Annotated in this window: 26 protein-coding genes; 16 read left to right on the forward strand and 10 right to left on the reverse strand. The window is 53.0% G+C overall.

Annotation, left to right across the window (positions count from 1 at the left end; all coding sequences use genetic code 11):
• The first annotated feature begins 8 nt into the window (after nucleotides 1–8).
• The 3 genes from accC to AMM03_RS08765 are packed head-to-tail and all read left to right on the forward strand — an operon-like array spanning nucleotide 9 to nucleotide 2,803.
• On the forward strand, nucleotides 9–1,358 hold the full coding sequence (gene accC, locus AMM03_RS08755; RefSeq protein ID WP_090130451.1) for an acetyl-CoA carboxylase biotin carboxylase subunit: 1,350 nt from the start codon (nucleotides 9–11) through the stop codon (nucleotides 1,356–1,358).
• Between the two features lie 3 nt (nucleotides 1,359–1,361).
• Nucleotides 1,362–2,255 carry a 50S ribosomal protein L11 methyltransferase gene (gene prmA, locus AMM03_RS08760; RefSeq protein ID WP_090130453.1) on the forward strand — a complete coding sequence of 298 codons (894 nt, stop codon included), beginning with the start codon at nucleotides 1,362–1,364 and terminating at the stop codon, nucleotides 2,253–2,255.
• A 5-nt stretch (nucleotides 2,256–2,260) separates the two neighbouring features.
• Nucleotides 2,261–2,803, forward strand: a complete 543-nt coding sequence (locus AMM03_RS08765) for a DUF3426 domain-containing protein (protein ID WP_090130455.1) — start codon at nucleotides 2,261–2,263, stop codon at nucleotides 2,801–2,803.
• Between the two features lie 72 nt (nucleotides 2,804–2,875).
• Here the strand turns inward: AMM03_RS08765 and AMM03_RS08770 are convergent, their stop codons facing one another.
• From AMM03_RS08770 to AMM03_RS08800, 6 genes are all read right to left on the reverse strand, one after another.
• Complete coding sequence (locus tag AMM03_RS08770; protein ID WP_090130828.1) at nucleotides 2,876–3,358, reverse strand: histone H1-like repetitive region-containing protein; 483 nt, start codon at nucleotides 3,356–3,358, stop codon at nucleotides 2,876–2,878.
• A 185-nt stretch (nucleotides 3,359–3,543) separates the two neighbouring features.
• Nucleotides 3,544–4,773, reverse strand: coding sequence for a ribonucleotide-diphosphate reductase subunit beta (locus AMM03_RS08775; RefSeq protein ID WP_090130457.1), 1,230 nt, complete (start codon nucleotides 4,771–4,773; stop codon nucleotides 3,544–3,546).
• A gap of 181 nt (nucleotides 4,774–4,954) precedes the next feature.
• Nucleotides 4,955–7,867 (reverse strand): ribonucleoside-diphosphate reductase subunit alpha, encoded by a 2,913-nt coding sequence (locus tag AMM03_RS08780; RefSeq protein WP_090130459.1) that lies wholly within the window; start codon nucleotides 7,865–7,867, stop codon nucleotides 4,955–4,957.
• Nucleotides 7,868–8,349: 482 nt separating this feature from the next.
• The gene (ampD, locus tag AMM03_RS08790; protein ID WP_090130463.1) at nucleotides 8,350–8,940 is read right to left on the reverse strand and encodes a 1,6-anhydro-N-acetylmuramyl-L-alanine amidase AmpD; all 591 of its coding nucleotides are present in this window, start codon (nucleotides 8,938–8,940) and stop codon (nucleotides 8,350–8,352) included.
• Between the two features lie 8 nt (nucleotides 8,941–8,948).
• Nucleotides 8,949–9,215 carry a PP0621 family protein gene (locus AMM03_RS08795; RefSeq protein ID WP_090130465.1) on the reverse strand — a complete coding sequence of 89 codons (267 nt, stop codon included), beginning with the start codon at nucleotides 9,213–9,215 and terminating at the stop codon, nucleotides 8,949–8,951.
• The gene (locus AMM03_RS08800) at nucleotides 9,212–10,018 is read right to left on the reverse strand and encodes a cytochrome C assembly family protein (RefSeq protein ID WP_090130467.1); all 807 of its coding nucleotides are present in this window, start codon (nucleotides 10,016–10,018) and stop codon (nucleotides 9,212–9,214) included. The genes AMM03_RS08795 and AMM03_RS08800 overlap by 4 nt, the downstream gene beginning before the upstream one ends.
• 78 nt (nucleotides 10,019–10,096) lie before the next feature.
• Here AMM03_RS08800 and ffh point away from each other — a divergent pair, with 78 nt between their 5' ends.
• The 3 genes from ffh (at nucleotide 10,097) to panC (ending at nucleotide 13,310) form a co-directional block, all read left to right on the forward strand.
• A complete protein-coding gene (gene ffh / locus AMM03_RS08805; RefSeq protein ID WP_090130469.1) occupies nucleotides 10,097–11,503 on the forward strand; it encodes a signal recognition particle protein in 1,407 nt (468 codons plus the stop codon).
• A 63-nt stretch (nucleotides 11,504–11,566) separates the two neighbouring features.
• On the forward strand, nucleotides 11,567–12,442 hold the full coding sequence (gene panB / locus AMM03_RS08810; RefSeq protein ID WP_090130472.1) for a 3-methyl-2-oxobutanoate hydroxymethyltransferase: 876 nt from the start codon (nucleotides 11,567–11,569) through the stop codon (nucleotides 12,440–12,442).
• Nucleotides 12,443–12,446: 4 nt separating this feature from the next.
• Nucleotides 12,447–13,310 (forward strand): pantoate--beta-alanine ligase, encoded by an 864-nt coding sequence (panC, locus tag AMM03_RS08815; protein WP_090130475.1) that lies wholly within the window; start codon nucleotides 12,447–12,449, stop codon nucleotides 13,308–13,310.
• A gap of 47 nt (nucleotides 13,311–13,357) precedes the next feature.
• On the opposite strand, the gene miaB is transcribed toward panC, so the two are convergent.
• Together miaB and AMM03_RS08825 are read right to left on the reverse strand one after the other, a co-directional pair.
• A complete protein-coding gene (miaB, locus tag AMM03_RS08820) occupies nucleotides 13,358–14,692 on the reverse strand; it encodes a tRNA (N6-isopentenyl adenosine(37)-C2)-methylthiotransferase MiaB (protein WP_090130477.1) in 1,335 nt (444 codons plus the stop codon).
• 82 nt (nucleotides 14,693–14,774) lie between these two features.
• Nucleotides 14,775–15,350, reverse strand: coding sequence for a DUF2889 domain-containing protein (locus tag AMM03_RS08825; RefSeq protein ID WP_228764617.1), 576 nt, complete (start codon nucleotides 15,348–15,350; stop codon nucleotides 14,775–14,777).
• A 61-nt stretch (nucleotides 15,351–15,411) separates the two neighbouring features.
• On the opposite strand from AMM03_RS08825, the gene AMM03_RS08830 reads away from it, so the two are divergent.
• From AMM03_RS08830 to AMM03_RS08870, 9 genes are all read left to right on the forward strand, one after another.
• Nucleotides 15,412–16,983, forward strand: a complete 1,572-nt coding sequence (locus AMM03_RS08830; protein ID WP_228764618.1) for an acyl-CoA synthetase — start codon at nucleotides 15,412–15,414, stop codon at nucleotides 16,981–16,983.
• 127 nt (nucleotides 16,984–17,110) lie between these two features.
• Entirely contained in the window at nucleotides 17,111–17,794 is a 684-nt protein-coding gene (locus tag AMM03_RS08835; protein WP_090130479.1) for an isochorismatase family protein, read from the forward strand.
• Nucleotides 17,791–18,732 (forward strand): polysaccharide deacetylase family protein, encoded by a 942-nt coding sequence (locus AMM03_RS08840; protein ID WP_090130480.1) that lies wholly within the window; start codon nucleotides 17,791–17,793, stop codon nucleotides 18,730–18,732. Before AMM03_RS08835 ends, AMM03_RS08840 begins: the two co-directional genes overlap by 4 nt.
• Nucleotides 18,729–19,670 carry a polysaccharide deacetylase family protein gene (locus tag AMM03_RS08845; protein WP_090130482.1) on the forward strand — a complete coding sequence of 314 codons (942 nt, stop codon included), beginning with the start codon at nucleotides 18,729–18,731 and terminating at the stop codon, nucleotides 19,668–19,670. Before AMM03_RS08840 ends, AMM03_RS08845 begins: the two co-directional genes overlap by 4 nt.
• A complete protein-coding gene (locus tag AMM03_RS08850) occupies nucleotides 19,671–20,573 on the forward strand; it encodes a polysaccharide deacetylase family protein (RefSeq protein WP_090130484.1) in 903 nt (300 codons plus the stop codon).
• Nucleotides 20,570–21,244 carry a cysteine hydrolase family protein gene (locus AMM03_RS08855; RefSeq protein WP_090130486.1) on the forward strand — a complete coding sequence of 225 codons (675 nt, stop codon included), beginning with the start codon at nucleotides 20,570–20,572 and terminating at the stop codon, nucleotides 21,242–21,244. The genes AMM03_RS08850 and AMM03_RS08855 overlap by 4 nt, the downstream gene beginning before the upstream one ends.
• On the forward strand, nucleotides 21,241–22,023 hold the full coding sequence (locus AMM03_RS08860) for an aspartate/glutamate racemase family protein (protein ID WP_228764619.1): 783 nt from the start codon (nucleotides 21,241–21,243) through the stop codon (nucleotides 22,021–22,023). Before AMM03_RS08855 ends, AMM03_RS08860 begins: the two co-directional genes overlap by 4 nt.
• 39 nt (nucleotides 22,024–22,062) lie before the next feature.
• Entirely contained in the window at nucleotides 22,063–22,887 is an 825-nt protein-coding gene (locus AMM03_RS08865; RefSeq protein ID WP_090130488.1) for a phytanoyl-CoA dioxygenase family protein, read from the forward strand.
• A complete protein-coding gene (locus AMM03_RS08870; protein WP_090130490.1) occupies nucleotides 22,884–23,279 on the forward strand; it encodes a nuclear transport factor 2 family protein in 396 nt (131 codons plus the stop codon). Before AMM03_RS08865 ends, AMM03_RS08870 begins: the two co-directional genes overlap by 4 nt.
• On the opposite strand, the gene AMM03_RS08875 is transcribed toward AMM03_RS08870, so the two are convergent.
• The gene (locus AMM03_RS08875) at nucleotides 23,268–24,623 is read right to left on the reverse strand and encodes an MmgE/PrpD family protein (protein WP_090130493.1); all 1,356 of its coding nucleotides are present in this window, start codon (nucleotides 24,621–24,623) and stop codon (nucleotides 23,268–23,270) included. The genes AMM03_RS08870 and AMM03_RS08875 overlap by 12 nt on opposite strands.
• 21 nt (nucleotides 24,624–24,644) lie before the next feature.
• Entirely contained in the window at nucleotides 24,645–25,556 is a 912-nt protein-coding gene (locus AMM03_RS08880) for a polysaccharide deacetylase family protein (RefSeq protein WP_090130495.1), read from the reverse strand.
• Nucleotides 25,557–25,751: 195 nt separating this feature from the next.
• On the opposite strand from AMM03_RS08880, the gene AMM03_RS08885 reads away from it, so the two are divergent.
• Nucleotides 25,752–26,969, forward strand: a complete 1,218-nt coding sequence (locus AMM03_RS08885; protein WP_090130497.1) for an ABC transporter substrate-binding protein — start codon at nucleotides 25,752–25,754, stop codon at nucleotides 26,967–26,969.
• Nucleotides 26,970–26,978: the final 9 nt, after the last annotated feature.

Raw genomic sequence — 26,978 nt, forward strand, 5'->3', positions numbered from 1 at the left:
GGATTTTTATGTTCAAGAAAATTCTTGTGGCAAACCGGGGCGAAATTGCCCTGCGCATTCAGCGTGCCTGCCGAGAACTCGGCATCAAAGCGGTCATGGTTTACTCAGAAGCCGACCGCGAAGCCAAGTACGTCAAGCTGGCTGAAGAAGCCGTTTGCATTGGACCCGCGGCTTCTAATTTAAGTTACCTCAACATGCCGGCCATCATTTCTGCGGCCGAAGTGACCGACGCCGAAGCCATTCACCCCGGTTATGGCTTTCTGAGCGAAAACGCAGACTTTGCCGAACGCGTTGAAAAAAGTGGCTTCCAATTCATTGGTCCCACGCCCGAATCCATTCGCATCATGGGCGACAAGGTGTCCGCCAAGCAAGCCATGATCAAAGCGGGTGTACCTTGCGTGCCCGGCTCTGAGGGTGAGTTGCCCGACGACCCTGTCCAAATTCGCCGTACGGCCAAAAGCATTGGCTATCCCGTCATCATCAAAGCCGCTGGCGGCGGTGGCGGTCGGGGTATGCGCGTGGTGCACACCGAGGCTGCACTGATCAATGCCGTCCAAATGACCAAGGCCGAAGCGGGCGCTGCATTCAGCAATCCTGCGGTCTACATGGAAAAGTATTTGCAGAACCCGCGCCACATTGAAATTCAAATTCTGGCCGACAAACACAGAAACGCGGTGTATTTGGGCGAACGCGATTGCTCCATGCAAAGGCGTCACCAAAAGGTTCTGGAAGAAGCACCAGCCCCCGGCATTCCTCGCAAACTCATTGACAAAATTGGTGAGCGCTGCGTGGCAGCCTGCAAGAAAATCAATTACCGCGGTGCGGGCACCTTTGAATTCCTCTACGAAAACGGCGAGTTTTATTTCATTGAAATGAACACCCGCGTGCAAGTGGAGCACCCTGTCACCGAGTGGGTCACTGGTATTGACATTGTCAAAACCCAAATCATGGTGGCTGCCGGTGAAAAATTGCCATTCACGCAGCGTCAAATTGCAATCAAAGGCCACGCCATTGAGTGCCGTGTGAATGCTGAAGACCCCTTCAAGTTCACGCCTTCGCCTGGTCGCATCACCACATGGCATGCACCCGGTGGGCCTGGTATTCGCGTGGACTCTCACGTCTACAACAACTACTTTGTGCCGCCCAATTACGACTCCATGATTGGCAAAATCATTGCCCATGGCGACACCCGCGAGCAAGCCATGGCCCGCATGCAAACGGCTTTGTCTGAAACGGTGGTGGAAGGCATCAGCACCAACATTCCTTTGCATCGCGAAATTTTGCGTGATTCCAAATTCGTAGCTGGCGGCACCAACATTCATTACCTGGAAGAGTGGTTGCGTCATCGCAAAATCTAATCCATGTACGAATTGAACCTGTTGTGCCCAGAGGCACGTGTTGAAGACCTGAGTGAAGCCCTCGAAGCCTTAGACGCCCTGAGCGTGTCTGTTGAAGACGCCGATGCTCAGACAGAACACGAACAAGCTTTGTTTGGTGAGCCAGGCATGCCGCCGCCCAAAGAGGGATGGCAGCGCTCCAAGGTGGTCGCGCTTTTTGCCAAAGAAGAAGAGGCCAAAGAAGCTGCAGTGCTTTTGGCAGCCCAAGACTTTTTTGAATCGTGCCAACTGTTGTCGATTGCGGCTGTACCCGATCAAGATTGGGTCAGGCTCACCCAGTCACAGTTTGCACCGGTTGAAATCACCCCAGAGTTTTGGATTGTGCCCACTTGGCACGAGCCGCCTGCTCAGGCGCGTGAAATCATTCGACTCGATCCTGGCTTGGCTTTTGGCACAGGCACGCACCCCACAACTCGCATGTGTCTAAGGTGGATTGCAACGCATCAGGTCAAGGGGCAACGTGTCTTAGACTATGGTTGTGGCTCAGGCATTTTGGCCATTGGCGCTGCCAAATTCGGCGCTATTAGCATTGATGCGGTCGACATCGATGAGGCTGCTGTGGGCGCTACCCAACTCAATGCCCAAGCCAATGAGGTGAGTTTGAATTCAGGCTTGCCAGATTTGGCGCTTGGCACTTACCAAACGGTGTTGGCCAACATTTTGGCGACGCCCTTGAAAGTGTTGGCGCCGTTACTTTGTCAACACGTCGAGGCGGGCGGCAATTTGGTTTTGGCTGGTATTTTGGATCGACAAGAGCAAGAACTCATCCAAGCTTATGCCCCCTTCTTGAACTTGCAAGTGGCCGATCGCGAAGATGGCTGGATTTTGATGACCGCGCAGCGCCCTGCTGCAAAGTAAACGCCATGGCCCGCAAAGGTTTGATCGCCTGGGCCGTTCTTGGCCTGTTGGGTCTGATCTTTCAAGCGACTTTGTTTTTCAAAGACAGCTTGGCCGCACATCATCCGAAATGGCGTCCAGAGCTTGAATACTTTTGCAAATGGGCGGGCTGTCAGATAGAGCCCCTGCAATTGGCCGATGCCGTGGTCATTGATCATGCGGCAATTGACCGCCTTGCTGAGCCTGATGGCAATCTGGAAGCCCTTATAGCAATTAACGCGATTAATGCAGATCAAGTCCTTGGTGCTTCTCTTGCCGTGCTGCCGCAGTGGCGTTTTCAAATCACATTGAGAAACATCCAGAACGTGTCGGTGGCCATGCCATGGATAGAGCTGACTCTGACAGATGCCCAAGACAAAGCAGTGATGCGCCAGGTGTTCAACCCCAGTGTTTTGGGTGCACCCAAAGTGTTGAAAGCTGGCGAAACATGGGCGCAAGATTTAAGTCTTCGCTTGGCCCACCCAGAAAGTGATTTTCTGGGTTATCGCTTACTCACTTTTTATCCCTGACGACTCGACAACAAAAAAGCCCGACGCTTTTCAGCATCGGGCTTTGCTTTCGCTTAGCGATTCAAACTTGAATCAAGGCTTAGCGGCCGAAGGAAACGGCCATGCAGCTTGAGGATTCAGGGATGTCGCAGCGGGAGCAGGGGCAGCGGGTGCTTTCGCTGCTTTCTTAGCGGCTTTTTTGGCAGGCTTTTTAGCGGCTTTTTTAGGAGCAGCTTTTTTAGCAGCCTTCTTAGCTACAGCTTTCTTAGCGGCTTTTTTAGGAGCAGCTTTTTTGGCTGCTGCTTTTTTGGGAGCTGCTGCCTTCTTAGCTACGGCCTTTTTAGGAGCTGCTTTTTTAGGAGCTGCTGCCTTTTTAGCGACGGCTTTCTTAGGAGCTGCTTTTTTAGGAGCTGCTGCCTTTTTAGCTACGGCCTTTTTAGGAGCTGCTTTTTTAGGAGCTGCTGCCTTTTTTGGAGCTGCCTTTTTGGGAGCAGCGGCTTTCTTCACTACGGCCTTTTTAGGGGCTGCTTTTTTTGCTGCGACTTTTTTTGGTGCCGCTTTTTTTGCAGTTGCCATGATTTTTTTCTCCTTGATCAATTAGAAAAATCAACAGAGGGAAACACTTTGCGAATGTTGGAGCCGCAAAGCGATTCAAGGCGCTGAGATTGAATCTCAACGCCTTGAATGGGGAAAAACCTCACCCCAGCGCCGCTGATTGCGGTCGTGGTGTGAGGTTTAAACTGGATCGTCATGTGTGAAGTTTAGTCCCAAGACAGGGCGCCGCCCGACTGGTATTCAATGACGCGGGTCTCGAAGAAATTGCGTTCTTTCTTCAAGTCAATCATTTCGCTCATCCATGGGAAGGGGTTCTCTTCGTTGGGGAAGAGGGCTTCCAAGCCGATTTGGGTAGCACGGCGGTTGGCGATGTAGCGTAAGTAGCCTTTGAACATGGAGGCGTTGAGGCCGAGCACGCCGCGGGGCATGGTGTCTTCGGCGTAACGGTATTCCAGTTCAACAGCTTTCATGAACAGCTCGTTGATTTCGGCTTTGAATTCTGCCGTCCACAACTGGGGGTTTTCGAGTTTGATTTGGTTGATCAAATCGATGCCGAAGTTGCAGTGCATGGATTCGTCGCGCAGGATGTACTGGTACTGCTCGGCAGCGCCGGTCATCTTGTTTTGGCGACCCAAAGCCAAAATTTGGGTAAAGCCCACGTAGAAGAACAAGCCTTCCATGAGGCAAGCAAACACGATGAGCGACTTCAAAAGGGTTTGGTCAGTTTCCTGAGTGCCCGTTTTGAAGTGGGGGTCCATGATGGCGTGAATGAACGGAATCAGGAACTCGTCTTTGTCGCGAATGGACTGAACTTCGTTATATGCGTTGAAGATTTCGCTTTCGTCCAGACCCAATGACTCAGTAATGTACTGATAGGCGTGGGTGTGAATGGCTTCTTCAAACGCTTGGCGCAACAAGAACTGACGGCACTCGGGTGCCGTGATGTGACGGTAAGTGCCCAAGGTAATGTTGTTAGCAGCCAATGAGTCGGCTGTGACAAAGAAACCCAGGTTGCGCTTGACCAAACGGCGTTCGTCTTCAGTCAAACCGTTGGGGTCTTTCCAGAGTGCGATGTCGCGGGTCATGTTGACTTCTTGCGGCATCCAGTGGTTGGCGCAAGTGGCCAGGTATTTTTCCCAGGCCCATTTGTATTTGAAAGGCACCAACTGGTTGACGTCGGTTTGACCATTGATGATGCGCTTGTCAGCCGCGTTGACGCGTTTACCAGCACCCAATGCGCTTGTTGGCGCAGGCTGAGCGGCATGCGTTGCAGCCGTCATGACAGGCGAGGGCGTTGCAGTGATGGTGTTGGCAGCAGAAGCGCCGGCTGAGAATGAAGACAGATCGGCGAAGCGGTCGGCAGATGGACCACTTGGGGGGAAGCTTGGCATTGCAGGTTGCAATGCAGGTTTAGAAGAATCGTCCCAGGACAACATAGAAATTTCCAATGAGTGAATTATGAAAGCTTGCGGACGAAATGCAAAGCAATGTTTTGAAATGAAATGAAATCACGCGAAGAAGTGTTGTGCTTTTGCATCGTCTTGAATTGTAATGAATTGCAAATTTCTTCGTCGTGATTTTTCGAAATAACTTTTTAGATTTTTGGAAATTAAAAAGTTATTGGCAAGCTTCGCAACCAACGTCATCGATGGCTGTGAATTTCACATCCGTAGCAGGCACTGCAGAAAACTGTGAAGGTGCAGAAGCAGATGATGCAGATGCACCGCCAGCTGCAGAGCCAGAAGACACAGCGTTCATTTGGTTGTTGGACACAGTCGATTTTTCGGCGTGAGTGGCGCTGATGGTGCGCAGGTAGTAAGTGGTTTTAAGGCCACGCAACCAAGCCAACTTGTAAGTGTCATCAAGCTTCTTGCCAGACGCGCCCGACATGTAAATGTTGAGCGACTGTGCTTGGTCAATCCATTTTTGGCGACGTGCTGCCGCTTCCACAATCCAAGTGGTTTCCACTTCAAAAGCGGTGGCGTACAAGGCCTTGATTTCTTGTGGCACACGGTCGATGGGGCGCAATGAACCGTCGAAGTGTTTCAAGTCCATGACCATGACATCGTCCCACAGACCCAGGCGCTTCAAGTCGCGCACCAAGTAGCTGTTGATGATGGTGAATTCGCCAGACAAGTTGGACTTGACGGACAAATTGCCGAAGCAAGGCTCGATACAAGCGTCCACACCAATGATGTTGGAGATGGTGGCAGTAGGCGCAATGGCCACGCAGTTGGAATTGCGCATGCCGTCTTTGGCAATCTTCTTGCGCAAAGCATCCCAGTCCATGGTGCTGCTGCGGTCGACTTCAACATAACCACCGCGGGCTTGTTGCAGCATGTCCAAAGTGTCCAAAGGCAAGATGCCTTGATCCCACAAAGAACCTTTGTAGCTAGAGTACTTGCCGCGCTCGGCTGCCAACTCGGTAGAAGCCCAGTAAGCGTAGTAGCAGATGGCTTCCATGGAGGTGTCGGCAAATTGCACGGCATCTTGGGAAGCGTAAGGCACACGCATTTGGTACAGCGCGTCTTGGAAACCCATGAGGCCCAGACCCACAGGACGGTGACGCATATTGGAGTCACGCGCCTTTTTGACCGCGTAGTAGTTGATGTCGATCACGTTGTCGAGCATGCGCATGGCCGTTTTGATGGTGCGCTGCAGTTTGGCGTGGTCGATTTGTTTGCCGTTGGGGCCGTCCATCAAGTGCTGTGGCAAGTTGACCGAACCCAAGTTGCACACCGCGGTTTCGGTGTCGCTGGTGTTCAAGGTGATCTCGGTGCACAAGTTAGAGGAGTGCACCACGCCAGCATGCTGTTGAGGTGAGCGAATGTTGCAAGCGTCTTTGAAAGTGATCCAAGGATGGCCTGTTTCAAACAGCATGGAGAGCATTTTGCGCCACAGGTCGTTGGCCTGGATGGTGCGGCTAGGCTTGATTTCGCCAGCAGCGGCTTTTTGCTCGTAGGCCACGTAGGCTTTTTCGAACTCAAGGCCGAACTTGTCGTGCAAATCGGGGCAATCGGAAGGCGAGAACAAAGTCCAAGTGCCTTTTTCCATGACGCGGCGCATGAACAAGTCGGGAATCCAGTTGGCGGTGTTCATGTCGTGCGTGCGGCGGCGGTCGTCACCGGTGTTTTTGCGGAGTTCCAGGAACTCTTCAATGTCGAGGTGCCAAGTTTCGAGGTAAGTACAGACCGCGCCCTTGCGCTTGCCGCCTTGGTTCACCGCCACGGCCGTGTCGTTGACCACTTTGAGGAATGGCACCACACCTTGTGATTCGCCGTTGGTGCCCTTGATGTGGCTGCCCAAAGCGCGAACGCGCGTCCAGTCGTTGCCCAAGCCGCCCGCAAATTTGGACAGCAAAGCGTTTTCTTTGATGGACTCGTAAATGCCGTCGAGGTCGTCGGGCACGGTGGTGAGGTAGCAGCTGGACAGCTGTGAACGCAAACCGGCGCTGTTAAACAATGTGGGTGTGCTGGACATGAAGTCGAACGAAGACAGAACTTCGTAGAACTCGATGGCGCGGGCTTCGCGGTCGGCTTCGTTCAGGGCCAGGCCCATGGCCACGCGCATGAAGAAAGACTGTGGCAACTCGATGCGTGTTTTGCGCACGTGCAAGAAGTAGCGGTCGTACAGAGTTTGCAGGCCGAGGTAATCAAATTGCAGATCGCGATCGGCTTTGAGCGCGGTGGCCAGCTTACGGAGGTCAAACTGCAGGAGTTTTTCGTCGAGCAAGCCGTTGTCTACGCCCTTTTTGATGTAGCCAGGGAAATAGTCTACATAGTGAGCGGCCATGTCTTTCAAGAGCACTTCTTTGCCCAAGACTTCTTTGGCAATGGTGTGCATCAAGAGACGCGCTGTAACGTAGGTGTAGTCGGGGTCTTTTTCAATCAAGGTGCGGGACGCCAAGATGGACGCCTTGTAAACCTCTTCCATGGGCACGCCGTCATAGAGGTTGCGCATGGTTTCGGACACGATGGGATCGGGATGGACATCTTGGCCCAAGCCTTGGCAGGCATTGACGATAAGGCCTTGCAAATAGTTGATGTCGAGGGGCACGCGTTGGCCGCCATCGATGACGTGTAAGGTGGGGTGAGCCGAAACTGCCGCTTTTTCTTCTTTGACTTGGGCGCGTTCTTGGGTGCGACGCTCGCGGTAAAGCACATAGGCGCGCGCTACTTCGTGGTTGCTGCTGCGCATGAGGCCCAACTCCACTTGGTCTTGCACATCTTCAATATGGAAGGTGCCGCCGCCTGGACGTGAGCGAACCAAGGCGCGAACCACGGTTTGTGTCAGGCCTTCGACCACTTCGCGGACGCTGGCAGAGGCCGCGCCTTGCGTGCCATGAACGGCCAAAAAGGCTTTCATGAGGGCCACTGCAATTTTGTTGGGCTCGAAGGGCACCACAGCGCCGTTGCGGCGAATGATTTGGTAGTTGGCCAGGGCGTGGGGTGCCGCTGGGTTGGAGGTCGAGGCGTCGTTGGCGCCAAGGTAGCCTGGGTTTGACGATGTTGGATTCAGCTCAATTTGCATAGCGTTTTTTATTAGTCAATGTCAGTTCAAATTTCTTGACAAATTTGAGACCCAATGAGGGTTAGGCTTCAAGCTTGTACAGGGGCGTCAAATAGCGTGGGATTCTTGCTTTTCACCTGACCGTGTCTTTGACGTTGGGACACTATATCTGGGGTCTGGGATGAATTCAAGCCACTAGGGGTAGTGTACAGCCGTCTGAATGTCGGTTTTTGACACACGTCATTGGCGGCGCTAAAACGGGGTCCAATTTGGCGCGAAATTGGGGCGAAAAATGCATGGCTTGGAAAGCGCGTCAAATAAGCATTTTTTGTGGGGATATGAGATTTGGTGCGGCTTGGCTTGCATTTGCCTTCGCAAAGCCTTGCAAATTCATATTTTGTAAAAATCAGGGTTATTTTGAAAGCACATCAAAGCGCCCAAAAGGTGCATTTTGATGTTTCAAATTCGGGACAAAAATAATTTTAAATTTCCGAAAATATTTTTTAAATTTCGGGAAAGTACTGAGGTGGCCACGCGACATCTTTTTTCAGTCGTTGCCAATCAAAGCCCGGCCCTGGATCTTTTTTCCGACCTGGCGCAATGTGCTCATGACCTGCAACGTGTGCAATGGGATAGTGTTGGCTCAGGGCTGTGCACAGCTGGCCCAAGCTTTCGTATTGCAAAGGCTCGAAGGTCTCACCCTCCAAGCCTTCAAGCTCGATGCCGATGGAATCGTCATTGCAATTGTTTCTGCCGCGGTAGGCGGACGTGCCTGCATGCCACGCTCGGTCGTTGCAACTGACAAACTGCCACACTGTGCCGTTGCGCTCAATGAAAAAGTGAGATGAAACTTCCAGCCCCCGAATGCTTTGAAAGTAGGGGTGTGCGTCCCAATCAAGTTGGTTGGTAAATAGTTGTTGGACTTCGCCGCCGCCATAGATGCCAGGGGGCAGGCTGATGGAATGCACCACGATCAGGTCGATCAAGGCGGCTGTTGGCCGTGCGCCAAAATTAGGCGACTTACAAAGTTGCGCGCCCTTGCACCATCCGTCTTGCCATTCGTCAAAGCTACCAGGGAGGGCAGAGTTGCTCATCGATGGGCTTAAGTTTGCTGATCGGCGGCGGCTTGGCAATGCGCTTGGGAACAGTAAACGCCTTTTTTCCCTTTGACCATGTCGGCTTCAGGCATGTGCAAGCCGCAATGTTGGCAAGCCAGCATGGGGCTGGGCTGCAAATCGGAAGGCGTTTGGGCTTCTTTGGCCTGAGTGCTTTCTGTTTTTTGGGCGCGTTGCTTGAAATCTTTCAGACGATTGCGACGCCAGAGCCAAACACCCAGCAAAACAGCCAATAAAAAAATCAGGATTTTCAAAGGTTGCGACCCAAAACAACTTCAATGACAAAGCGTGAGCCTGCGTAGGCCAAGAGCAAAAACGCCGAGCCTGTGTAGAGCACGCGCACCGCCCGACGACCGCGCCAGCCGAACTGATGGCGCCCTAGCAACAAGGCTCCAAAAGTGAGCCAAGACAGAAGTGAGAACACAGTTTTGTGATCCCACTTCCAGTGGGCGCCGGCTGCACCGTACAACAACTCACCGAACAAGAAGCCTGCAATGAGTGTGAGGGTGAGCAAAATGAAGCCCAACAACACAAAACGGAACATCAAACGCTCGAGGGTCAGCAGGGGCAAACCACTTTGATTTTCGTTGCCTTGCCTAATTTCAATCTCGGCGCTGGTCATGAGGGCGGCATGGATCACGGCCGCAGCAAACATGCCATAGGAGGCAATGCCCAGCGCCCAGTGAAGCGGCAGCCAAATAGAAGCGCTGACTTGGAGGGCTTGACCCGGAAAAGCCCAAGACAAAGCCACGGCAGCGCTGCCCAAAATGGCCATGGCCCAACGTGCTTTGAGTTGGGGAAAGTATTGGGTTTCTACGGCGTAGGCCGTCAGGACCCACCACACCGTCACAGACAAAGCGGGGGCAAAACCAAAGCGGGGCGTTTCGCCCAAGAGGCCCAAACCGATGGTGAATCCGTGCAAGAGCCAGGCCAGCCAGAGGTAGCGTTTGGCCAAACTGGGGCCCATGCGATCCGCAACCAAGGCTGGGATGCCATAAGCGATGGCAGTTAAAAGGCTTAACCACATCGCCAAATCGAGTGGACTGGCTAAAATCATGGCTCCTAGTTTAGCGTTTTGGGCACTTGCAATTTGGCATTGCGCTCAAAACCTGACGGTTTATGAGAAAAAATTTCTATGGCTTCCGCCCTCACCGACAAACTTTCGCTCCTCGTTAAGCAAATCAGTGGTCAAGCGCGAATCACTGAATCCAATGTGGCCGACATGTTGCGCGAAGTCCGAATGGCTTTGCTGGAGGCCGACGTGGCCTTGCCCGTGGTTCGCGATTTTGTGGCGCGGGTCAAAGAAAAGGCGCTAGGCCAAGAGGTTCTGGGTTCGCTAAAGCCCGGGCAAGCTTTGGTGGCCATCGTCAACCGCGAGTTGGCTGCCACCATGGGTGATGGCGTGGCCGATATCAATCTGGCGGCTCAGCCTCCCGCAGTTATTTTGATGGCGGGCTTGCAAGGTGCCGGTAAAACCACCACCACAGCCAAGTTGGCCAAGCACCTGATTGAAAAGCGCAAGAAAAAAGTGCTGACCGTGTCGGGCGACGTTTACCGCCCCGCTGCCATTGAGCAATTAAAAACAGTCACGGCACAGGCCGGTGCCGAATGGTTCCCCAGTTCACCCGATCAAAAGCCATTGGACATTGCAAAGGCCGCCATCGATTACGCGCGCAAACATTTCTTTGATGTGCTGCTGGTGGACACGGCAGGTCGCTTGGCCATTGACGAAGCGCTCATGGCCGAAATTAAGTCCTTGCATGCGGCACTGAACCCTGTCGAGACTTTATTTGTGGTGGATGCCATGCAAGGTCAGGATGCCGCAAACACCGCCAAAGCATTCAAAGATGCCTTGCCCCTGACCGGCATTGTGCTCACCAAGATGGACGGCGATTCGCGTGGTGGTGCGGCTTTGTCGGTGCGTCAAATTACGGGTGCGCCTATTAAGTTTGCGGGTACCAGCGAAAAGATCGATGGCCTAGAAGTGTTCGATGCCGAGCGCCACGCTGGCCGCATCTTGGGTATGGGCGACATCTTGGCTTTGGTTGAGCAAGTCACGGCCGGCGTCGACATGGAAGCCGCCCAAAAATTGGCCGCCAAGGTCAAGAGTGGCACCGGTTTTGACTTGAACGATTTCTTGGCGCAAATTCAGCAAATGAAACAGATGGGCGGCTTGTCCAGTTTGATGGACAAATTGCCCACCCAACTGGCCGCCAAGGCAGGCAGCATGGATTTGGGCAAAGCCGAAAAAGACATTGCGCGCAAGCAAGGCATCATTCATAGCATGACCCCGCGCGAGCGCAGCAAACCCGAGCTCATTAAAGCCACCCGCAAGCGCCGTATCGCCATGGGCGCGGGCGTTCAAGTGCAAGAGGTCAACCGCTTGCTCAAAGAGTTTGAGCAGATGCAAGACATGATGAAGAAAATGTCTGGCGGCGGCATGATGAAAATGATGAAGCGCCTGGGGGCCATGAAAGGCATGGGCGGCTTGGGTGGTTTAGGCGGCATGGGCGGGGGAGGTTTTCCGGGTATGAAGCGCTAAAGCCGAGCCGCAAAGAATGGCTACCCATACGCCATACCCAAACACAACTCCCCAGGGCAATTTATGACGAACTCCAGCGCATCACCTTATGGCACTCTGCCACCCGCTTCGCCCGTTTCGGTGCGCAAGCCCATCAGTTTGCCGCGCATGAACGAGATGCGATCCCGCGGTGAAAAAATTACCATGCTGACTGCTTACGACGCTACCTTTGCGGCCGTGGCCGACGCGGCGGGTGTTGAATGTATTTTGGTAGGCGATTCTTTGGGCATGGTTTGCCAAGGTTTGTCCAGCACGGTGGGCGTGAGCTTGGAAGCCATGCGTTACCACGTTGAGTGCGTCTCACGCGGTATTCGCAAAGTGCAGGGGACTGCATGGATTTTGGGTGATTTACCTTTTGGCAGTTACCAGGAATCCAAAGAACAAGCCATTCGAAGTGCCACTGTCCTCATGCAAGCGGGAGCGCACATGGTGAAGCTGGAAGGTGGCGGTTGGACCACTGATATTGTCAGTTTCTTGGTCGAGCGTGGCATTCCTGTTGCTGCGCACTTAGGGCTGACGCCTCAAACCGTTCACAGTTTGGGTGGTTATCGTGTGCAGGGACGAGGCGATGATGCTGCCAAGAAACTCAGGCAAGAGGCTTTGGCTTTACAAGATGCTGGCGCGAGCATGATGATTCTTGAAATGGTACCTGAGCCTTTGTCTACCGAGTTGACAGTTGAATTACCCGCTTGCCACACCATTGGCATTGGTGCTGGCAAGGGCACTGCAGGTCAAGTGCTGGTCATGCACGACATGCTGGGCATTAATTTGGGCAAAAACCCGAAGTTTGTTCACAATTTCATGGCGGGCGAAAGCAGTGTGCTTGAAGCCATGCGGGCCTATGTTGCTGCAGTCAAAAATGGCACTTTTCCCGACAACGAAAAACACGCCTGGACTTGAGTTAATGAAAGTCGCTCACACGCTAGCCGAATTGCAAGCTGCACTGGCAGGAGCAAGTTTGCGCGCCTTTGTGCCCACCATGGGCAATTTACATCAAGGTCATTTGGATCTCATGCAAATTGCGCGAAAGCAAGTTGATGCACGCGTTGCTTCGGGTGGTAGAACTGTGGCCAGTATTTTTGTCAATCGACTTCAGTTTGCGCCGCATGAAGATTTTGATTCTTATCCGCGAACGCTAGCCAACGACTGTGCATTGTTAGAAGCCAACGGTTGCGATGTGGTGTTTGCGCCTGCAGAAAAAGACCTTTATCCAGAGCCACAAGGTTTTAAAGTTCTTCCGCCTCCTGAGTTGGCAGATATTTTGGAGGGCGCTTTTCGTCCAGGATTTTTTGTGGGTGTCAGCACCGTCGTGCACAAACTCTTCAATATCGTCCAACCCAATTTGGCAGTGTTTGGTAAAAAAGATTACCAACAACTCATGGTGATACGGCGTATGGTGAAACAAATGGGTTTGCCCATTGAAATTATCGGTGGTGAAACTCGCCGCGCCGACGATGGCCTTGCTCTCAGTTCGCGCAATGGTTATTTGAGTGATGCTGAACGTGCTGAAGCTGTTCAGTTATCCATGGCCTTGAAATTCTTGGCTGTTGCTGCCCGAGAAGGCAGCGCCAAAGGTCAATTGGATGTGCCAGCGTTAGAAGAGATTGGCCGGCAATCTCTCAGAAAACGAGGCTGGCTGCCCGATTATCTGACCTTGCGTTTGCAGCATGACTTGTCTCCAGTGACAGGACCTTGCCAGCAAGCGATGGTGGTGTTGGGTGCGGCAAAACTTGGTAATACCCGCTTGATTGACAACCTCGAAGTGTGAACCGAAATAACGCCACTGGTGGTGTGCCAACTTCGGAGTCTGAGGTATCAATCAATAACCATCTGGCCTCTCAATGAGTGTGACATGGCGGCGTCAATTTTGATGTCGACCATTTGTCCGACCAAGCGCATGCCATTGGGGCCTGCAGGAAAGTTCACCACACGATTGCATTCAGTACGGCCCGCCATTTCGGTGGCATCTTTGCGCGCAGGGCGTTCCACCAAAATGCGTTGCACCGTGTTGAGACGGCTGTCGCCAATGCGTTTCACGTTGGCTTCAATGGTGGCTTGCAAATGGTGCAAACGCTTGAGTTTCACATCGTGTGGGGTGTCGTCTTGCAAGTTGGCCGCGGGCGTACCAGGACGGGGGCTAAAAATAAAGCTGAAGCTGGTGTCGTAGCCCACATCGTCAATGAGCTTCATCATCTTGTTGAAGTCTTCTTCGGTTTCACCGGGAAAGCCCACAATGAAGTCGCTGCTCATGGCCATGTCGGGCCGAATGGCGCGCAGTTTGCGAATGGTACTTTTGTATTCCATCGCGGTATAGCCGCGTTTCATGGCCATCAAAATTCTGTCGGAGCCGTGTTGCACGGGTAGATGCAAATGGCTCACCAGCTTGGACACCTTGTCGTACACATCAATCAAACGCTGTGTGAACTCATTGGGGTGGCTGGTGGTGTAGCGAATGCGCTCAATGCCGGGGATGTCGGCAACGTATTCAATCAGTAGCGCAAAATCGGCAATCTCGGCGGTGTCGCCCATCTTGCCGCGATACGCATTGACGTTTTGGCCCAGCAGCGTAATTTCGCGCACGCCTTGTTCGGCCAAACCGGCCACTTCAACCAACACGTCTTCGAAAGGACGACTGACTTCTTCACCGCGGGTGTAAGGCACCACGCAGTAGCTGCAATATTTGCTGCAACCTTCCATGATGGACACGAAGGCGGTGGGGCCATCCATCTTGGCGGGCGGCAAGTGATCGAACTTTTCAATTTCGGGAAAGGTGATGTCCACTTGCGGGCGTTTTTTGGCGCTGCGTGCGGCCAAGAGTTCGGGCAAGCGGTGCAAAGTTTGGGGCCCAAACACCACGTCGACATAAGGTGCGCGCTTGATGATGTCGGCACCTTCTTGGCTAGCCACACAACCGCCCACGCCAATGAGCACGCCGCGTTCTTTGAGGTGCTTCACACGGCCTAAATCGCTGAACACTTTTTCTTGGGCGCGTTCACGTACCGAGCAGGTGTTGAACAAAATGAGGTCGGCTTCTTCGACGTCTTGGGTGGGCTCGTAGCCTTCGGCGGCCTTCATGACGTCGGCCATTTTGTCCGAGTCGTACTCGTTCATTTGGCAACCGAAGGTTTTGATAAATACTTTTTTGCTCAAAAGAGACTCCAAGCGGTAACTGGTTTATATCCAGGGGCTGATGGAAGGTGCGCACCATTGCGGCGCGCCGTTTAGCTTCCGATTATCGCAGGGACTCTGGTTTTCTGAAAAACATCGGGTAGTAACGTTTCACCACGGGACCGTCAAAGGCCCAGGACATGCACTTGCCCACATGCGGTGGTGGGGTGGTGGGAACTTGATCTGGCTGTCCTGCTTGCTGGGCCTTGAACTGACGCGCTGAGGGAATGGTTTGATAAGCCGCTGTGGCCATGTTGAACAGCATTTCACGAAGATGGGTGCACCCGTCCACACCGCCAATGTGTGCGTCGATGGTTTTGCGCCAACCCGATCCCAAGGTGCAGCCCACCAGTTTGTGCATGTTCAGAGGGGCACGGTCACATTCTGGGTGAGGGATGTGGGCCATGTCGGTGACCACATCGAGAATCTTGAAGTCGTTGTCCACTGTCAGTCGAATGTTCAGACCATGAATGGGCTGACCTGCTTCTAGGGGGCCTTGGCTGGGAATGATGAAGTTGTAGGTTTTGACGTCCGTCAATGCGGCTTCAATGTCCCACAGGCCATCTTCCCGTTCAAAGCCTGAATAGACCACGGTGCGCGTATGTGACAGTTTTCGGGGGGAGGGTGGTGGAAGTGCCAATGTCGGCCTCATCAAATTAGAGTTCAATGCTTCGATTATCGATTTGATTTGGAGCTTTTGAATGTCAACTGCAGCACAAACTCTCATTTCTCCCGCTGTTCGTCGTCAGACCATTGCAGATGCACTCAGACGAACTGCTTTGCGCGTACCCAACAAGTTAGGCATTGTGTGCGGCAGTGCGTCTTGGACTTATGCAGAGTTTGATGCACTGGTGTCGCGCTTGGCGGCAGGTTTGTCAGGTCAAGGCGTGAAGCCCGGCAACCGTGTGGCCGTGCTGGCGCGAAACTCTCATGGCTTTGCGGCGCTGCGTTTTGCCTTGGCCCGCATGGGTGCCGTCATGGTGCCGATCAACTTCATGCTCAAGGCTGAAGAAGTGGCCTACATCCTGCGGCACGCTGGCGCTCAAACATTGGCCACTGATTCGGGCTTGGCAGAGTTGGCCAAACAAGCCTCAGCATTGGATACGAAGGTGCAACAGTTTCTGTGGCTGCCTTCTGAAGACCCGAGTGAGCCTGTGGCGGGCATGCTGAATTTTCATGAACTGGCAGCCTGCACCTCGGAGTTGGCAGAGAGCGGTTTGGCCAGCCACGACTTGGCGCAAATTGTGTACACCAGCGGTACCGAATCCATGCCCAAAGGTGCCATGCTGACGCACGACGCAGTGTTGTGGCAATACGTGAGCTGCGTGGTGAATGCAGAAATTGCCGAACAAGATTTGGCCTTGCATGCGCTGCCGCTTTACCACTGCGCCCAGCTGGATGTGTTTTTTGGTCCCGCTATTTACATAGGTAGCAGCAACGTGATCACGTCCAAACCAGTGCCCGACAATTTGTTGGCACTGATTGAGAAATACAAAATTACCAGTTTCTTTGCACCGCCTACCGTGTGGATTGCGTTGTTGCGCTCGCCTTTGTTTGATGCCAACAAACTGAGTCATTTGGCCAAAGGTTATTACGGCGCATCCATCATGCCGGTGGAGGTGTTGAAGGAGTTGGCTTCGCGTTTGCCGAAGGTGCGCTTGTGGAATTTGTACGGTCAAACCGAAATTGCACCCTTGGCCACCATGTTGGGTCCTGACGATCAACTTCGCAAGCCTGGCTCTTGTGGCCGCGCTGTTTTGAATGTTGAAACACGCGTGGTGAATGACGACATGCAAGACGTGAAGCCTGGTGAGGTAGGGGAAATTGTGCACCGTTCACCTCATTTGATGCTGGGCTACTTTAACGATGCAGAAAAAACACGAGCCTCTTTTTCAGGTGATTGGTTTCACAGTGGCGACTTGGCGACCATCGATGAGGAAGGCTACATCAGTGTGGTGGACCGAAAAAAGGACATGATCAAAACGGGCGGGGAGAATGTGGCCAGCCGAGAAGTGGAAGAAATGATTTATCGCTTGCCTGCCGTGAGCGAGGTGGCTGTCATTGGGCTGCCCGACCCCAAATGGGTGGAAGCTGTGACGGCAGTGATTGTTCTGAAAGCGGGGCTCAGTTTGACGGAGGCAGAGGTGTTGGCCCATTGCAATCATCACATGGCCTCTTTCAAGGTGCCTAAACGCGTTGTCTTTGCAGAATCCTTGCCCAAAAATCCTAGCGGTAAATTACTCAAGAGGGAGTTGCGCCTGGCCTACGCCTGAGCTTCACAAAGGTTCGCAGGGGCGCTTTGTAGATAGATGGATTCGCGAACGGAGAGCAATTGTTCTATTGACAGGACAATTCCCCCGTGAGAATATCTTTGACATTCTTTTGAACTAGTAGGTTGCTATGGAACAGTCTGATAAAACCGCCCGCCAATTGTTTGAACATGTGCAGGCCAACCCCACACGCAAGCGTTTTGGTTTCGGCAAAGTGCCAGCCTTGATTAACATCGATTTACAAAAAGCATATACCTGTGTCGGCGAGTTTGCGACAGCCTACGAAACAGATCCTAAGCAGCTGGACTATGTGAATCAATTGGCCGAAGTGTTCCGCTCTAAAGGTTTTCCTGTTGTTTGGACCTATGTGGCTTATATGGAGTCAGGCGAAGACTGTGGTGTGTGGGGTACACGCACCAACACACCCGACTCATTGCAAAACATCAAGGTGGGCAGCCGCCGTGCAGAGTTTGACGATCGCTTGGTCATCGACCGCAAGCGCGACATCATCATCAACAAGCGCATGGCCTCTACATTTTTTGAAACCAATCTAGGCTCTATCTTTACTTATCACGGTGTGGACACTTGTGTGGTGACGGGCGGTTCTACTTCGGGTTGTGTGCGCGCTACCGTGGTGGACAGCTTGCAGCGCAGCTTCAGAACGATTGTGCCTATTGAGTGTGTGGCCGACAAACATGAATCGCCGCACTTTGCCAATCTGTACGACATGATGCTGAAGTACGCCGACGTGTTGACCATTTCTGAAACACTGGATCAACTTAGCAAAGTGCAGGGCAAAGGATCCGCAGCATGACAAACGCTGCCCAAGCGCCTGCAACCCAGCGCGATCCAGGGTTTTACGACTACCTGCCTTACAACGACAGGCCGGTCATCAAGTGGCCCAATGGCGCACGCGTGGCATTTTGGGTGGCGCCCAATGTGGAGTTTTATGAACTCAATCCACCTCGCAACCCAGCACGTGCGCCTTGGGCACGTCCTGCACCCGACATCCTGAATTATTCCTACCGCGATTACGGCAACCGCACAGGCTTTTGGCGCATGCTCGATGTCATGAAGCGCTGCAACATGCGCGGCAGTGTGTCACTCAATGTGGCCATGTGCGATCACCACCCCGAAGTCATCAAGGCCTGCGCCGATGAAGGCTGGGAGTTTTACTCTCACGGCACTTACAACACGCGCTACCTGATGGGCATGAACGAGGCGCAAGAGCGCCAGGTCATTCAAGACTCCATCGACACCATTTACAAACACACAGGTCAAAAGTTAGACGGTTGGTTGGCCCCTGCGCTCACCTACACGCCCAACACCATGGACTTGGTGGCCGACATGGGCCTGACCTATGTCTGCGATTTGTTCCACGACGACCAACCCGGTCCAGTGAAGGTCAAAAAAGGCAAGCTCACCAGCATGCCCTATTCCTTGGAAATGAACGACACCATTGTTTACAACGTCAACTTGGTGTCGCCGCGCCGCTATGGCGACATCATCAAACGTCAGTTCGATCGCTTGTACGAAGAGGGCGAGCACTCTGGTACGGTCATGTGCATTCCCTTGCACCCCTACCTCATTGGCCAGCCTTACCGCTTGGCGGCCTTTGAAGAGGCCTTGGCTTACATCACAGGTCACGACAAAGTGTGGCTGGCTACAGGCCGTGAAATTGCGCACTACTACAACGAACACTATCACGCAGCATTTACCGCTGCGGGTCAAACAGTGGGAGAAGCACCATGAGCGTAGCGCCTAAGGCTCTGCCCGACGATTACCTCGAATATCCGCTGCGCCGCTATGGCATGGACCACGAGCGCTACGAGTGGTCTATGTTGCCGCAGCGCAAACATGTCACTTGGCCCAACAGCGCCAGAGTCGCTTTGTGGGTGGTGCCCGCCTTAGAGTGGTTCCCCTTGAACATGGCCGGTGTGCCTTTTAAACCACCGGGTGCCATGCAAACGGCTTATCCAGATTTCCGCCATTACACGCTGCGTGACTATGGCAATCGGGTGGGTATCTACAGAATCATGAAAGCGCTTCAGAAGCATGGCATTCCAGCCACGGTGGCCGTCAATGCGGCCGTGGCAGTGCGCTACCCCAGCTTGCTAGAGCAGTGCAACAAACTGGGCTGGGAAATCATGGCCAATGGTTTGGACATGGATCATTTGCACCATGGTGGACTGTCTGCCGAAGAAGAAAAGAAATGGGTCGATCAAACTTTGAGCATCTTGCGCAAAGCCAGTGGTCAACCGGTGCGTGGTTGGTTGTCGCCTGCCAAGTCGGAGTCCTTCAACACACCAGACATCTTGGCTGCGGCCGGCTTGGACTACGTGTGCGATTGGGTCAACGACGACATGCCTTATCCCATGCACACCAGCTCAAAAGATCTGGTGGCCATGCCGCACCCCATCGACATTGATGACTACACCATCTTGGTCAACAACCATCACACTGAAAATGATTTTCGCGATCAGCTGATTGACCATTTCGATGTGCTTTACAAAGAGTCAGCCACAGAAGGTGGCCGCATCATGCCTATCTCATTGCACCCATGGGTCATTGGTCAGCCTTACCGCATCAAGGCATTGGAAGATGCTCTGGCACACATCATGAGTCACAAGGGTGTGTGGGCCGCCACCGGTTCGCAAATCTTGGATGCTTGGCAACCCCAAGTGGCTTGAATGTTGAGCCAGCCATTGGCCATCGCTGGACAAGAGCGCATTACTTATTCAGCGCTGCCCGAGCGCACACCTTTGCAATGGCCAAACGGTGCGCGCGTGGCGCTGTGGGTGGCTCCCAATATTGAGCATTACGAATACTTGCCCGAGCAAGTGAGGGTGCGCAATCCTTGGCCTCGGGTACCGCACCCTGATATCTTGGGCTATGGTTTGCGTGACTATGGCAATCGGGTGGGCGTGTGGCGCTTGATGGATTTATTTGATGCACTCGAATTGCCCATTACCGTGTCTTTGTCGATGTCGGTGTTGGACATGTACCCTGATTTGGCGCAAGCCATGTTGAAGCGGCAATGGGAGTTCATGTCGCATGGTTTGTACAACACGCGCTACCACTGGAACATGACGGAAGACGAAGAGCGCGATGCCATTGAGGTCTGCCAAGACATTCACCAGCGGCATACAGGGCAGCGTTTAAAAGGCTGGTTCTCTCCGGCAGCCTCCAATACATTGCGCACCCCCGATTTGGTCGCTGAAAGCGGCATGCAGTATTTGTGCGATTTGTACCATGACGATCAGCCGACCCCAGTGCATGTGCGCCAAGGCGAGTTGATTTCTTTGCCTTACTCGATGGAAATCAATGACAGCATCGCTTGGCGGCGAGGCCAAGAAGCCGATGCTTTTGCGCAAAAAATGATCGATGAATTTGAAGTGCTGTATGCCGAAGGTGCAGTGCATGGCCGCGTGATGAACGTGGCGGTTCATCCCTTCATCATGGGGCAACCCCACCGAATTGGGGCTTTGGCCAAAGCGCTTGAATACATTCGAAGTCATGAGGGGGTTTGGTGCGCCACAGGCTCCCAAATCGTTGACTGGTATCGACAACAACAAACCAAGGAAACGCCATGAGTGCACCCAAAGACTACATCCGTGATTTCATGAGCGAGCCCGTCATTGACGCCAAAGGCGCAGCCTTGGTCATCATCGACATGCAATATGCCACCGGCTCTAGGCAAGGCGCTTTGGGTCGCACTTTGAAAGCGCAGGGCTCTTCGGTGGGTGACTACCGCTTTGCGCGAATTGAACAATCGGTATTGCCACGAACCCTCGATTTGCGCGAGCATTTTCATCACATTGGCCAACCGGTTGTGCACGTCACTTTGGGTGCGGCATTGCCCGATGCCAGCGACGCGCCACGCCACATGCGCAAGCTGCTGGCCAGTTGCAACAACTACGTGGGCAGCCCTGATCATGAAATTCTGGCAGAACTCAAACCTGTTGCAGGTGAGCATGTGGTCCGCAAAACCACAGTGGGTGCATTTGCTTCTACGTCCATTGACAGTTTGCTCAGGTCTTTGAATATCGATCAAATTTACATGGCGGGCGTGTCTACCAACATGTGCGTTGAAAGCACAGCACGTGAGGCAGCAGACCGCGGCTATCAAGTGACCTTGGTAGAAGATGCTTGTGGCACCACCTTTGAAGAATTGCACCAAGTCACCATGCGCAATTTTCAAAGACTGTTTGGACGTGTCACTTCAACGTCAGAGGCAGTGGCTGAGCTCAAGGTGGCGGTATGACAGCGGCTAAGAAAAAAATTCTGGTGGTGGTGCCCTTTGCCATGTCGCCAGAAAACTTGGCGCTGAGGCAGGCACAACTCAAGGGCATTGATTTGTCACCCGATTTGGCATTTGAATTTCGGACCGTCAAAGCCGGCCCAGTGAATTATTCAAGCCATCACGATTTTGTATTGGCCGATACAGCCAACTTTGAAGCTGGGTGCCGTGCGCAAGACGAAGGGTTTGCAGCCGTCTGCATTGACACCATGAGCGACTCGGGCGTGGCAGCGCTTCGCTCTGTGTTGGACATTCCTGTGTTTGGCCCGGGCAAAGTTTCGATGTTGGCCGCCTTGATGTTGGGCGACAAGTTTTCTGTGCTGACCATGGCCAGCCGCTGGAAACCACTCTACAAAAAAGCCTTGGATGAATTGGGTTTGCATCACAAATGCGCGTCGGTGCGTGCCATTGAAGTGCCTGCTGACAACCAAGCCTTGTTGTCTGGCAAAGAAGAGGATGTCTTTCCTCTTTTAGAAAAAGCCGCCTACGAAGCCATTGAGCAAGATGGCGCGGAAGTTTTGATTTTGGGCTCCACCACCATGCACCAATCGCATGTGTACTTGAGCCAGCGCTTGCCCGTACCTGTGATCAACCCTGGACCGTTGAGTTACAAAATGGCAGAAGCTGCTTTGGGCTTGGGTTTGTCGCAAAGTCGCAAGGCTTATCCGCGTCCCATGCACCCTCGCTTGGACATGTTGCAAGACATGATGAGCGCAGCCCAACAATCGGTCAATCGCTCTTAATGTTGCCTTGGCCAGCTTGCGTTCTTTGGGAGATTAAACATGCCTCAATTATTGAGTGAAGCACAAGTAGAAGGCTATGCCCGCGATGGCTACGTATCGCCTATCGATGTGCTGAACCAGGCCGAAGTCAAAGCCTTCAGACAAGAGTTGGAAGATTGGGAAAAACAGCGTGGCCAAGCCATCGATTTTCCTGAAAAGTCAAAGAGCTATCTGTTGTTCAACTGGGCCGATCAGTTGGTTCATCACCCCCGTATTTTGGATGCAGTTGAAGATGTCATTGGCCCCGATATTTTGGTGTACCACTCTACGCTTTTTTTGAAAGAAGCCAACACGCCGTCTTATGTTCGATGGCATCAGGACAGTCCCTATTTTTATTTGTCACCGCACTTGCATGTCACGGCATGGGTAGCCCTCAGTGATGCCAGCATCGCGGCGGGCTGCATGCAAGTCTTGCCGGGCAGTCATCAGTGGGGTGTGTTTGAGCACGATGACAAGCCCGAGCCCATGAACATGATTCGGCGCGGGCAAGGTATCAGTGATCGATTTGACAACACAACGGGGACTTTCATTCCCGTCGGTCCTGGACAAATGTCCTTGCATCACACCGACCTGGTGCACGCTTCAGGCGGCAATGCCACCACCGACCGGCGGCTTGGCTTTGCCATCAGTTATATCCCGGCGCATGTTAAACCCATTGGCGCAGTGAAGCCTTCTGCCTTGTGTGTGAGGGGACGCAGCCATGGCAACTTTTTGGAAGAAACACGATTGAAACAGCCCTTGCATGAAGAGGCTTACTCCGCGCATGGCAGTGCTTTGGCTTTGTTCAGGGCTTTGCAAGATGCTGGATTTAAGGAGACTGTATGACTTCAAAGACACTCAATGAAGCCCAATTGATCGCGCTGGTTGAAAAATACTTTGCCGCCGTTGATCGCAAGAATGTGGCAGATACCTTGGCCTGCTTTGCGCCCAATGCGCGCTTTAGTATTGCCAACCATGGCCTGCTTTATGAAGGCAGGGACACAGAATTAAAAGGCATGTATGAGCGATTGAATGAGCGCTACGCCCAAGTGTGGCACGGACAGTTTTCACACACGGTGGATGTGAAGGCGCAGCGCATTGCCAGTCGATTTCGTGTCGAAAACATCACCCACCAGGGTGAAAAATTGATCAAAAACAACTGCAACTTTTTTGAATTGAATGCAGGTCTGTTTGGCGCTGTCTTTGTTTATATGTCAGGCGAAAATTCACTTGGCTGAATGCGCTAGCAATTGGGACCAAGTTTGAAACGACAATTTCAATTTGGCTAAATCCAAAGTCGCTTGTAGCATTGTTTCGCAGTGTGCAGTGGCCCAAATTCGGCTGGTCAAATTCATGAATTTTTCGCGCAATTCTTCCCGCGTGTAAGGGGAGGCGTCGTCGCCTCGATTGACGCCGGCTTGTCCTGTTCGGCTTGAGCCATCCTTCAAATAAAGGGTGACAGTGGCGGGTCTTTCGTTGGGCAATCTGGCGCTCATGGCAGGGTCGTGCGACACGCTAACCTTTTGCGCCAATGCCAAGGTGTGTGGATTGCGAACAGCGTCCCAGGTAAAACTTGAAAGAGCGCTGGAGTTGTTGACAATGCGCGTGGCGACGGCAAATGGAACAGAAAATTTGGCGGCCAATGTGTTGTTGGGTGCGGGGTCGTTCAGTTCAGCGGCCAAGTGATAGGTGACCACTTCAATGCGATCAATGTCATCTGCCGAAGGCAAGGCTTGAACTACCGCCATTTGATCAATGGCGTCCAAGGTGCCGTGGTTGTATCGGCAGCAGGAATGCAATTTGAAATAGTTGCGCATCAAGTGCCAGTCTTGTCCGAGACCTTGCGTGACCGCATCGGGCTGAAAACTTTCAGAAATAATTTTGCCCAGCAAAGAAGAAGGCCCATCGTGTTCACCGGTAAAACCGCATTCAGCCAAGTGCAACGCCAGCAAGCCATTGCGGTTGCTCAGGCCGGCATACACGTTGCGAACCAATCCGCCTTCTAGCATGGTTTGTTTGGAAGTGGCGGTGGTCAGTGAAGCCGCGATGTTGATGGTTTGGCGCATGTCGCTGGCTTGCATACCAGCAACGCGAGCAGACGCTGCGCCTGCGCCGATGGTGCCCCAGGTGCCGTGCGGATGCATGGCACCACGCAATTGAGAGGCGGCCCCTAGTCTTGAGCCGACTTCATAGCCGACCACCATGGCGGCTAAAAAGTTCTCTGCGCTGGCTTCTCTTTCTTGGCTGAGTGCCAGGGCAGCAGGAATGACGTGCACTGCAGGATGGCCGCGTGAAAATCGGTTGCCTTCATCCATTTCTAAAAAAGTTCCTGAGGTGCCATTGATGAAGGCGGCAGCTTCAGGTGTGCTGCAGGTGCCAAGCCCGATGAGTTGCGCTGCATGCTTGGAACTGACTTGTATTTGCCTTTTAGCAATGGCGCGCAGTTCTGGCTCTGCAGAGCCTGCTGCCATGGCGGCCACCGTATCGGCCAAGATCCAACCGACTTGATCTTTGACCTCTGCGTCTAGTTTTTGGTAGTCTAGGTTTGAAGAAAATTGACTGAGGGTGTCGAGGTAGTCCATGGGTGAATTCCTTGTGGCTGATCAAGCAAGTGCTGCACGAGTGTCTGTAGTGCTAGCGCATTGTTCATAAATTTTTTGAGGCGTTGTGAATGTCACGCCTTCTGTTTCTTTCAATTGGCGCAGCATGTCGCGCAAATAACGAATGCGGCTGGGCATGCCCCAAACCCAAGGGTGCAGGCTGAGGCCCATGACAGCGCTGCGTTGGTGAGTGACGCATTCATTGCGCATTTGTTCGGCGGCTTCCACAATTTGTTTCCCATGCTGCGCGGGCTCTACGGGCCTGAACCACTGGCCTTGAACATCATCCCATTCGCTTGACATGGGTATGGCCAACAAAGGATGGTGAGAAATGCCAGCGGGCAGCATCCAATAAGGCTGATCGTCATTGCCCCAATCGAGTGTGTAGCGAACACCCGCATCGACCAACAAACCAAACGTGTCGGGTGATGTGCCCCAGTCTTGACTGAGCCATCCTTGTGACGCTTGCCCGGTGTAGGTTTGAAGGGCTTGCAATGAAGAGGCAATGTGCGCTTGTTGCTCTTCAAGTGGCATGTTGGTGTGCATGAGGCGTGTTGCAGCCACACCGTGCGCCAACCATTCGGCTTGTGAATCTTTCAGGGCTTTAAGAACTTCAGGCACGCGCGGAAGAACCAAACTGTTGGCAGCAACCACAGGCTGAATACCTAAATTTAGTAAGGCTTCTATGATTCTAAAAACGCCAATGCGCAAGCCATATTCGCGCTGGGTCCAACTGCGATAGTCGGGGTTGAAGCTCCCAAACTCGCCTACAAAACGTGGATCGCGAATGCTGCCCTCAGGTGCTTCAAAGTCCCAGTGCTCGAGGTGAATGACCGCAAACACATGCAAGTTAGAAGCCAAGGGCAAAGGCGCGCGCTGTTGAATGGCGCTGTAGTTGTAATGCAAATGATCCATGGTGGCTTGATCTCTTGCTGCCTTGTTATGTGTGAAGAAACATCCATTCGTGTGAGGAAAAGTTGACACTTTAAATTTTTAAAACTTAAGGAATTTCCGCTTGACTTCACAAAAAGATTGTTGCACAGTGTACCTAATTGTTCTATGAATGGAACAATTTAATTCAACCCACAACTTCTTCATTGAGGAATTACCATGACGTCTGATGTCCGTGTATCCCGTCGTTTGATCTTGCAAGCTGGTGCCGCCACTTCCGCTCTCGGCGCACCTGGCTTTTTGTTGGCGCAGCCAGCTCCCATTAAGATTGGTCTGGTGCACCCCGTAAGCGGTGGACTCGCCTACAGCGGCGGTCAAGGTCGCCTCGGCTGCCAGATGGCCATCGATGAAATCAACGCGGCTGGCGGTATCAAGTCCATGGGCGGTGCCAAGCTTGAAGCCGCTCTGGGCGATTCACAATCACGTCCCGAAGTCGGTGTGTCCGAAGTTGAGCGCCTGCACCAAGCAGGTGTGGCCGCATATGTTGGCTGCTTCTCCAGCGCCATTGCACTGCCGGCCACTCAGGCTGCTGCCAAGTACAACACGCCTTTCATGATTGACGTCGGCGTATCCGACCTCATCGTCAAGCGCGGTCTCAAGAACGTGTTCAGGTTAGCACCAGGCTTTGGCAAGTGCGTGGACGATGCCATTGTGGGCTTGGGCGAAATTAACAAAGCGGCTGGCGGTGTGGCCAAGTCGGCTGTGTTGGTGCACGAGGAGTCAGAGTTCGGCACAGGTACAGCCAAGCTGCTTGCCGATCGCTTGCCCGGTATCAATGTGCAGGTGGCCGAGGTCATCAAGCACGCCAACCCCACTCGCGATTTCTCCAACGTTGCGCTGCGCATCAAGAGCCTGAAGCCCGATCTCGTGATCATGAGTAACTACCAAAACGAATACGTTTTGTTGGCGCGCACTTTGCATCAGCAGCGCGTTGATGTGGCAGGCATGTTCAGTGTGCTGGGTGGTGGCTTCAACTTCAAGCTGGTCAGTGAGCAGCCTGACATCGCTCAGAACATGATGGACTTCAACCACTGGTACAACCCCCGCAATCCCAAGGCCTTGGCCATGCGCAAGGCGGTTGAGGCAAAAGGTGGCTTGTTCACATTCGAAGTCTACTGTGGCTACAACGCCGTCAAGTGTTACGCTGAAGCGCTGGAGCGTGCTAAGTCGGCCGACAAAGAAAAAGTCATTGCAGCACTCGAGGCCAGCACCTGGTCCGACCACTTCATGCCTTACGGTCCTACCAAGTTTGTCGACGGTCAAAACTCCGGTGGCCGTGCCGCCATGTTGCAGGCCACCAAGACCGACATCAATGTGGTTTGGCCCAATGAATTTTCAGCAATGAAGCCAGTCTTCCCACGTCCTAAATTCAGCTGATCCAGTTTC

This window comes from Limnohabitans sp. Rim11, assembly GCF_001269365.1.
Lineage (GTDB): Bacteria > Pseudomonadota > Gammaproteobacteria > Burkholderiales > Burkholderiaceae_C > Limnohabitans_A.

Bases quoted from the DNA above. Each gene is read 5' to 3' on its own strand.
- accC (WP_090130451.1), top strand. From the start codon at position 9: ATGTTCAAGAAAATTCTTGTGGCAAACCGGGGCGAAATTGCCCTGCGC.
- prmA (WP_090130453.1), top strand. From the start codon at position 1,362: ATGTACGAATTGAACCTGTTGTGCCCAGAGGCACGTGTTGAAGACCTG.
- AMM03_RS08765 (WP_090130455.1), top strand. From the start codon at position 2,261: ATGGCCCGCAAAGGTTTGATCGCCTGGGCCGTTCTTGGCCTGTTGGGT.
- AMM03_RS08770 (WP_090130828.1), bottom strand. From the start codon at position 3,358: ATGGCAACTGCAAAAAAAGCGGCACCAAAAAAAGTCGCAGCAAAAAAA.
- AMM03_RS08775 (WP_090130457.1), bottom strand. From the start codon at position 4,773: ATGTTGTCCTGGGACGATTCTTCTAAACCTGCATTGCAACCTGCAATG.
- AMM03_RS08780 (WP_090130459.1), bottom strand. From the start codon at position 7,867: ATGCAAATTGAGCTGAATCCAACATCGTCAAACCCAGGCTACCTTGGC.
- ampD (WP_090130463.1), bottom strand. From the start codon at position 8,940: ATGAGCAACTCTGCCCTCCCTGGTAGCTTTGACGAATGGCAAGACGGA.
- AMM03_RS08800 (WP_090130467.1), bottom strand. From the start codon at position 10,018: ATGATTTTAGCCAGTCCACTCGATTTGGCGATGTGGTTAAGCCTTTTA.
- ffh (WP_090130469.1), top strand. From the start codon at position 10,097: ATGGCTTCCGCCCTCACCGACAAACTTTCGCTCCTCGTTAAGCAAATC.
- panB (WP_090130472.1), top strand. From the start codon at position 11,567: ATGACGAACTCCAGCGCATCACCTTATGGCACTCTGCCACCCGCTTCG.
- panC (WP_090130475.1), top strand. From the start codon at position 12,447: ATGAAAGTCGCTCACACGCTAGCCGAATTGCAAGCTGCACTGGCAGGA.
- AMM03_RS08830 (WP_228764618.1), top strand. From the start codon at position 15,412: ATGTCAACTGCAGCACAAACTCTCATTTCTCCCGCTGTTCGTCGTCAG.
- AMM03_RS08835 (WP_090130479.1), top strand. From the start codon at position 17,111: ATGGAACAGTCTGATAAAACCGCCCGCCAATTGTTTGAACATGTGCAG.
- AMM03_RS08840 (WP_090130480.1), top strand. From the start codon at position 17,791: ATGACAAACGCTGCCCAAGCGCCTGCAACCCAGCGCGATCCAGGGTTT.
- AMM03_RS08845 (WP_090130482.1), top strand. From the start codon at position 18,729: ATGAGCGTAGCGCCTAAGGCTCTGCCCGACGATTACCTCGAATATCCG.
- AMM03_RS08850 (WP_090130484.1), top strand. From the start codon at position 19,671: ATGTTGAGCCAGCCATTGGCCATCGCTGGACAAGAGCGCATTACTTAT.
- AMM03_RS08855 (WP_090130486.1), top strand. From the start codon at position 20,570: ATGAGTGCACCCAAAGACTACATCCGTGATTTCATGAGCGAGCCCGTC.
- AMM03_RS08860 (WP_228764619.1), top strand. From the start codon at position 21,241: ATGACAGCGGCTAAGAAAAAAATTCTGGTGGTGGTGCCCTTTGCCATG.
- AMM03_RS08865 (WP_090130488.1), top strand. From the start codon at position 22,063: ATGCCTCAATTATTGAGTGAAGCACAAGTAGAAGGCTATGCCCGCGAT.
- AMM03_RS08870 (WP_090130490.1), top strand. From the start codon at position 22,884: ATGACTTCAAAGACACTCAATGAAGCCCAATTGATCGCGCTGGTTGAA.
- AMM03_RS08875 (WP_090130493.1), bottom strand. From the start codon at position 24,623: ATGGACTACCTCGACACCCTCAGTCAATTTTCTTCAAACCTAGACTAC.
- AMM03_RS08880 (WP_090130495.1), bottom strand. From the start codon at position 25,556: ATGGATCATTTGCATTACAACTACAGCGCCATTCAACAGCGCGCGCCT.
- AMM03_RS08885 (WP_090130497.1), top strand. From the start codon at position 25,752: ATGACGTCTGATGTCCGTGTATCCCGTCGTTTGATCTTGCAAGCTGGT.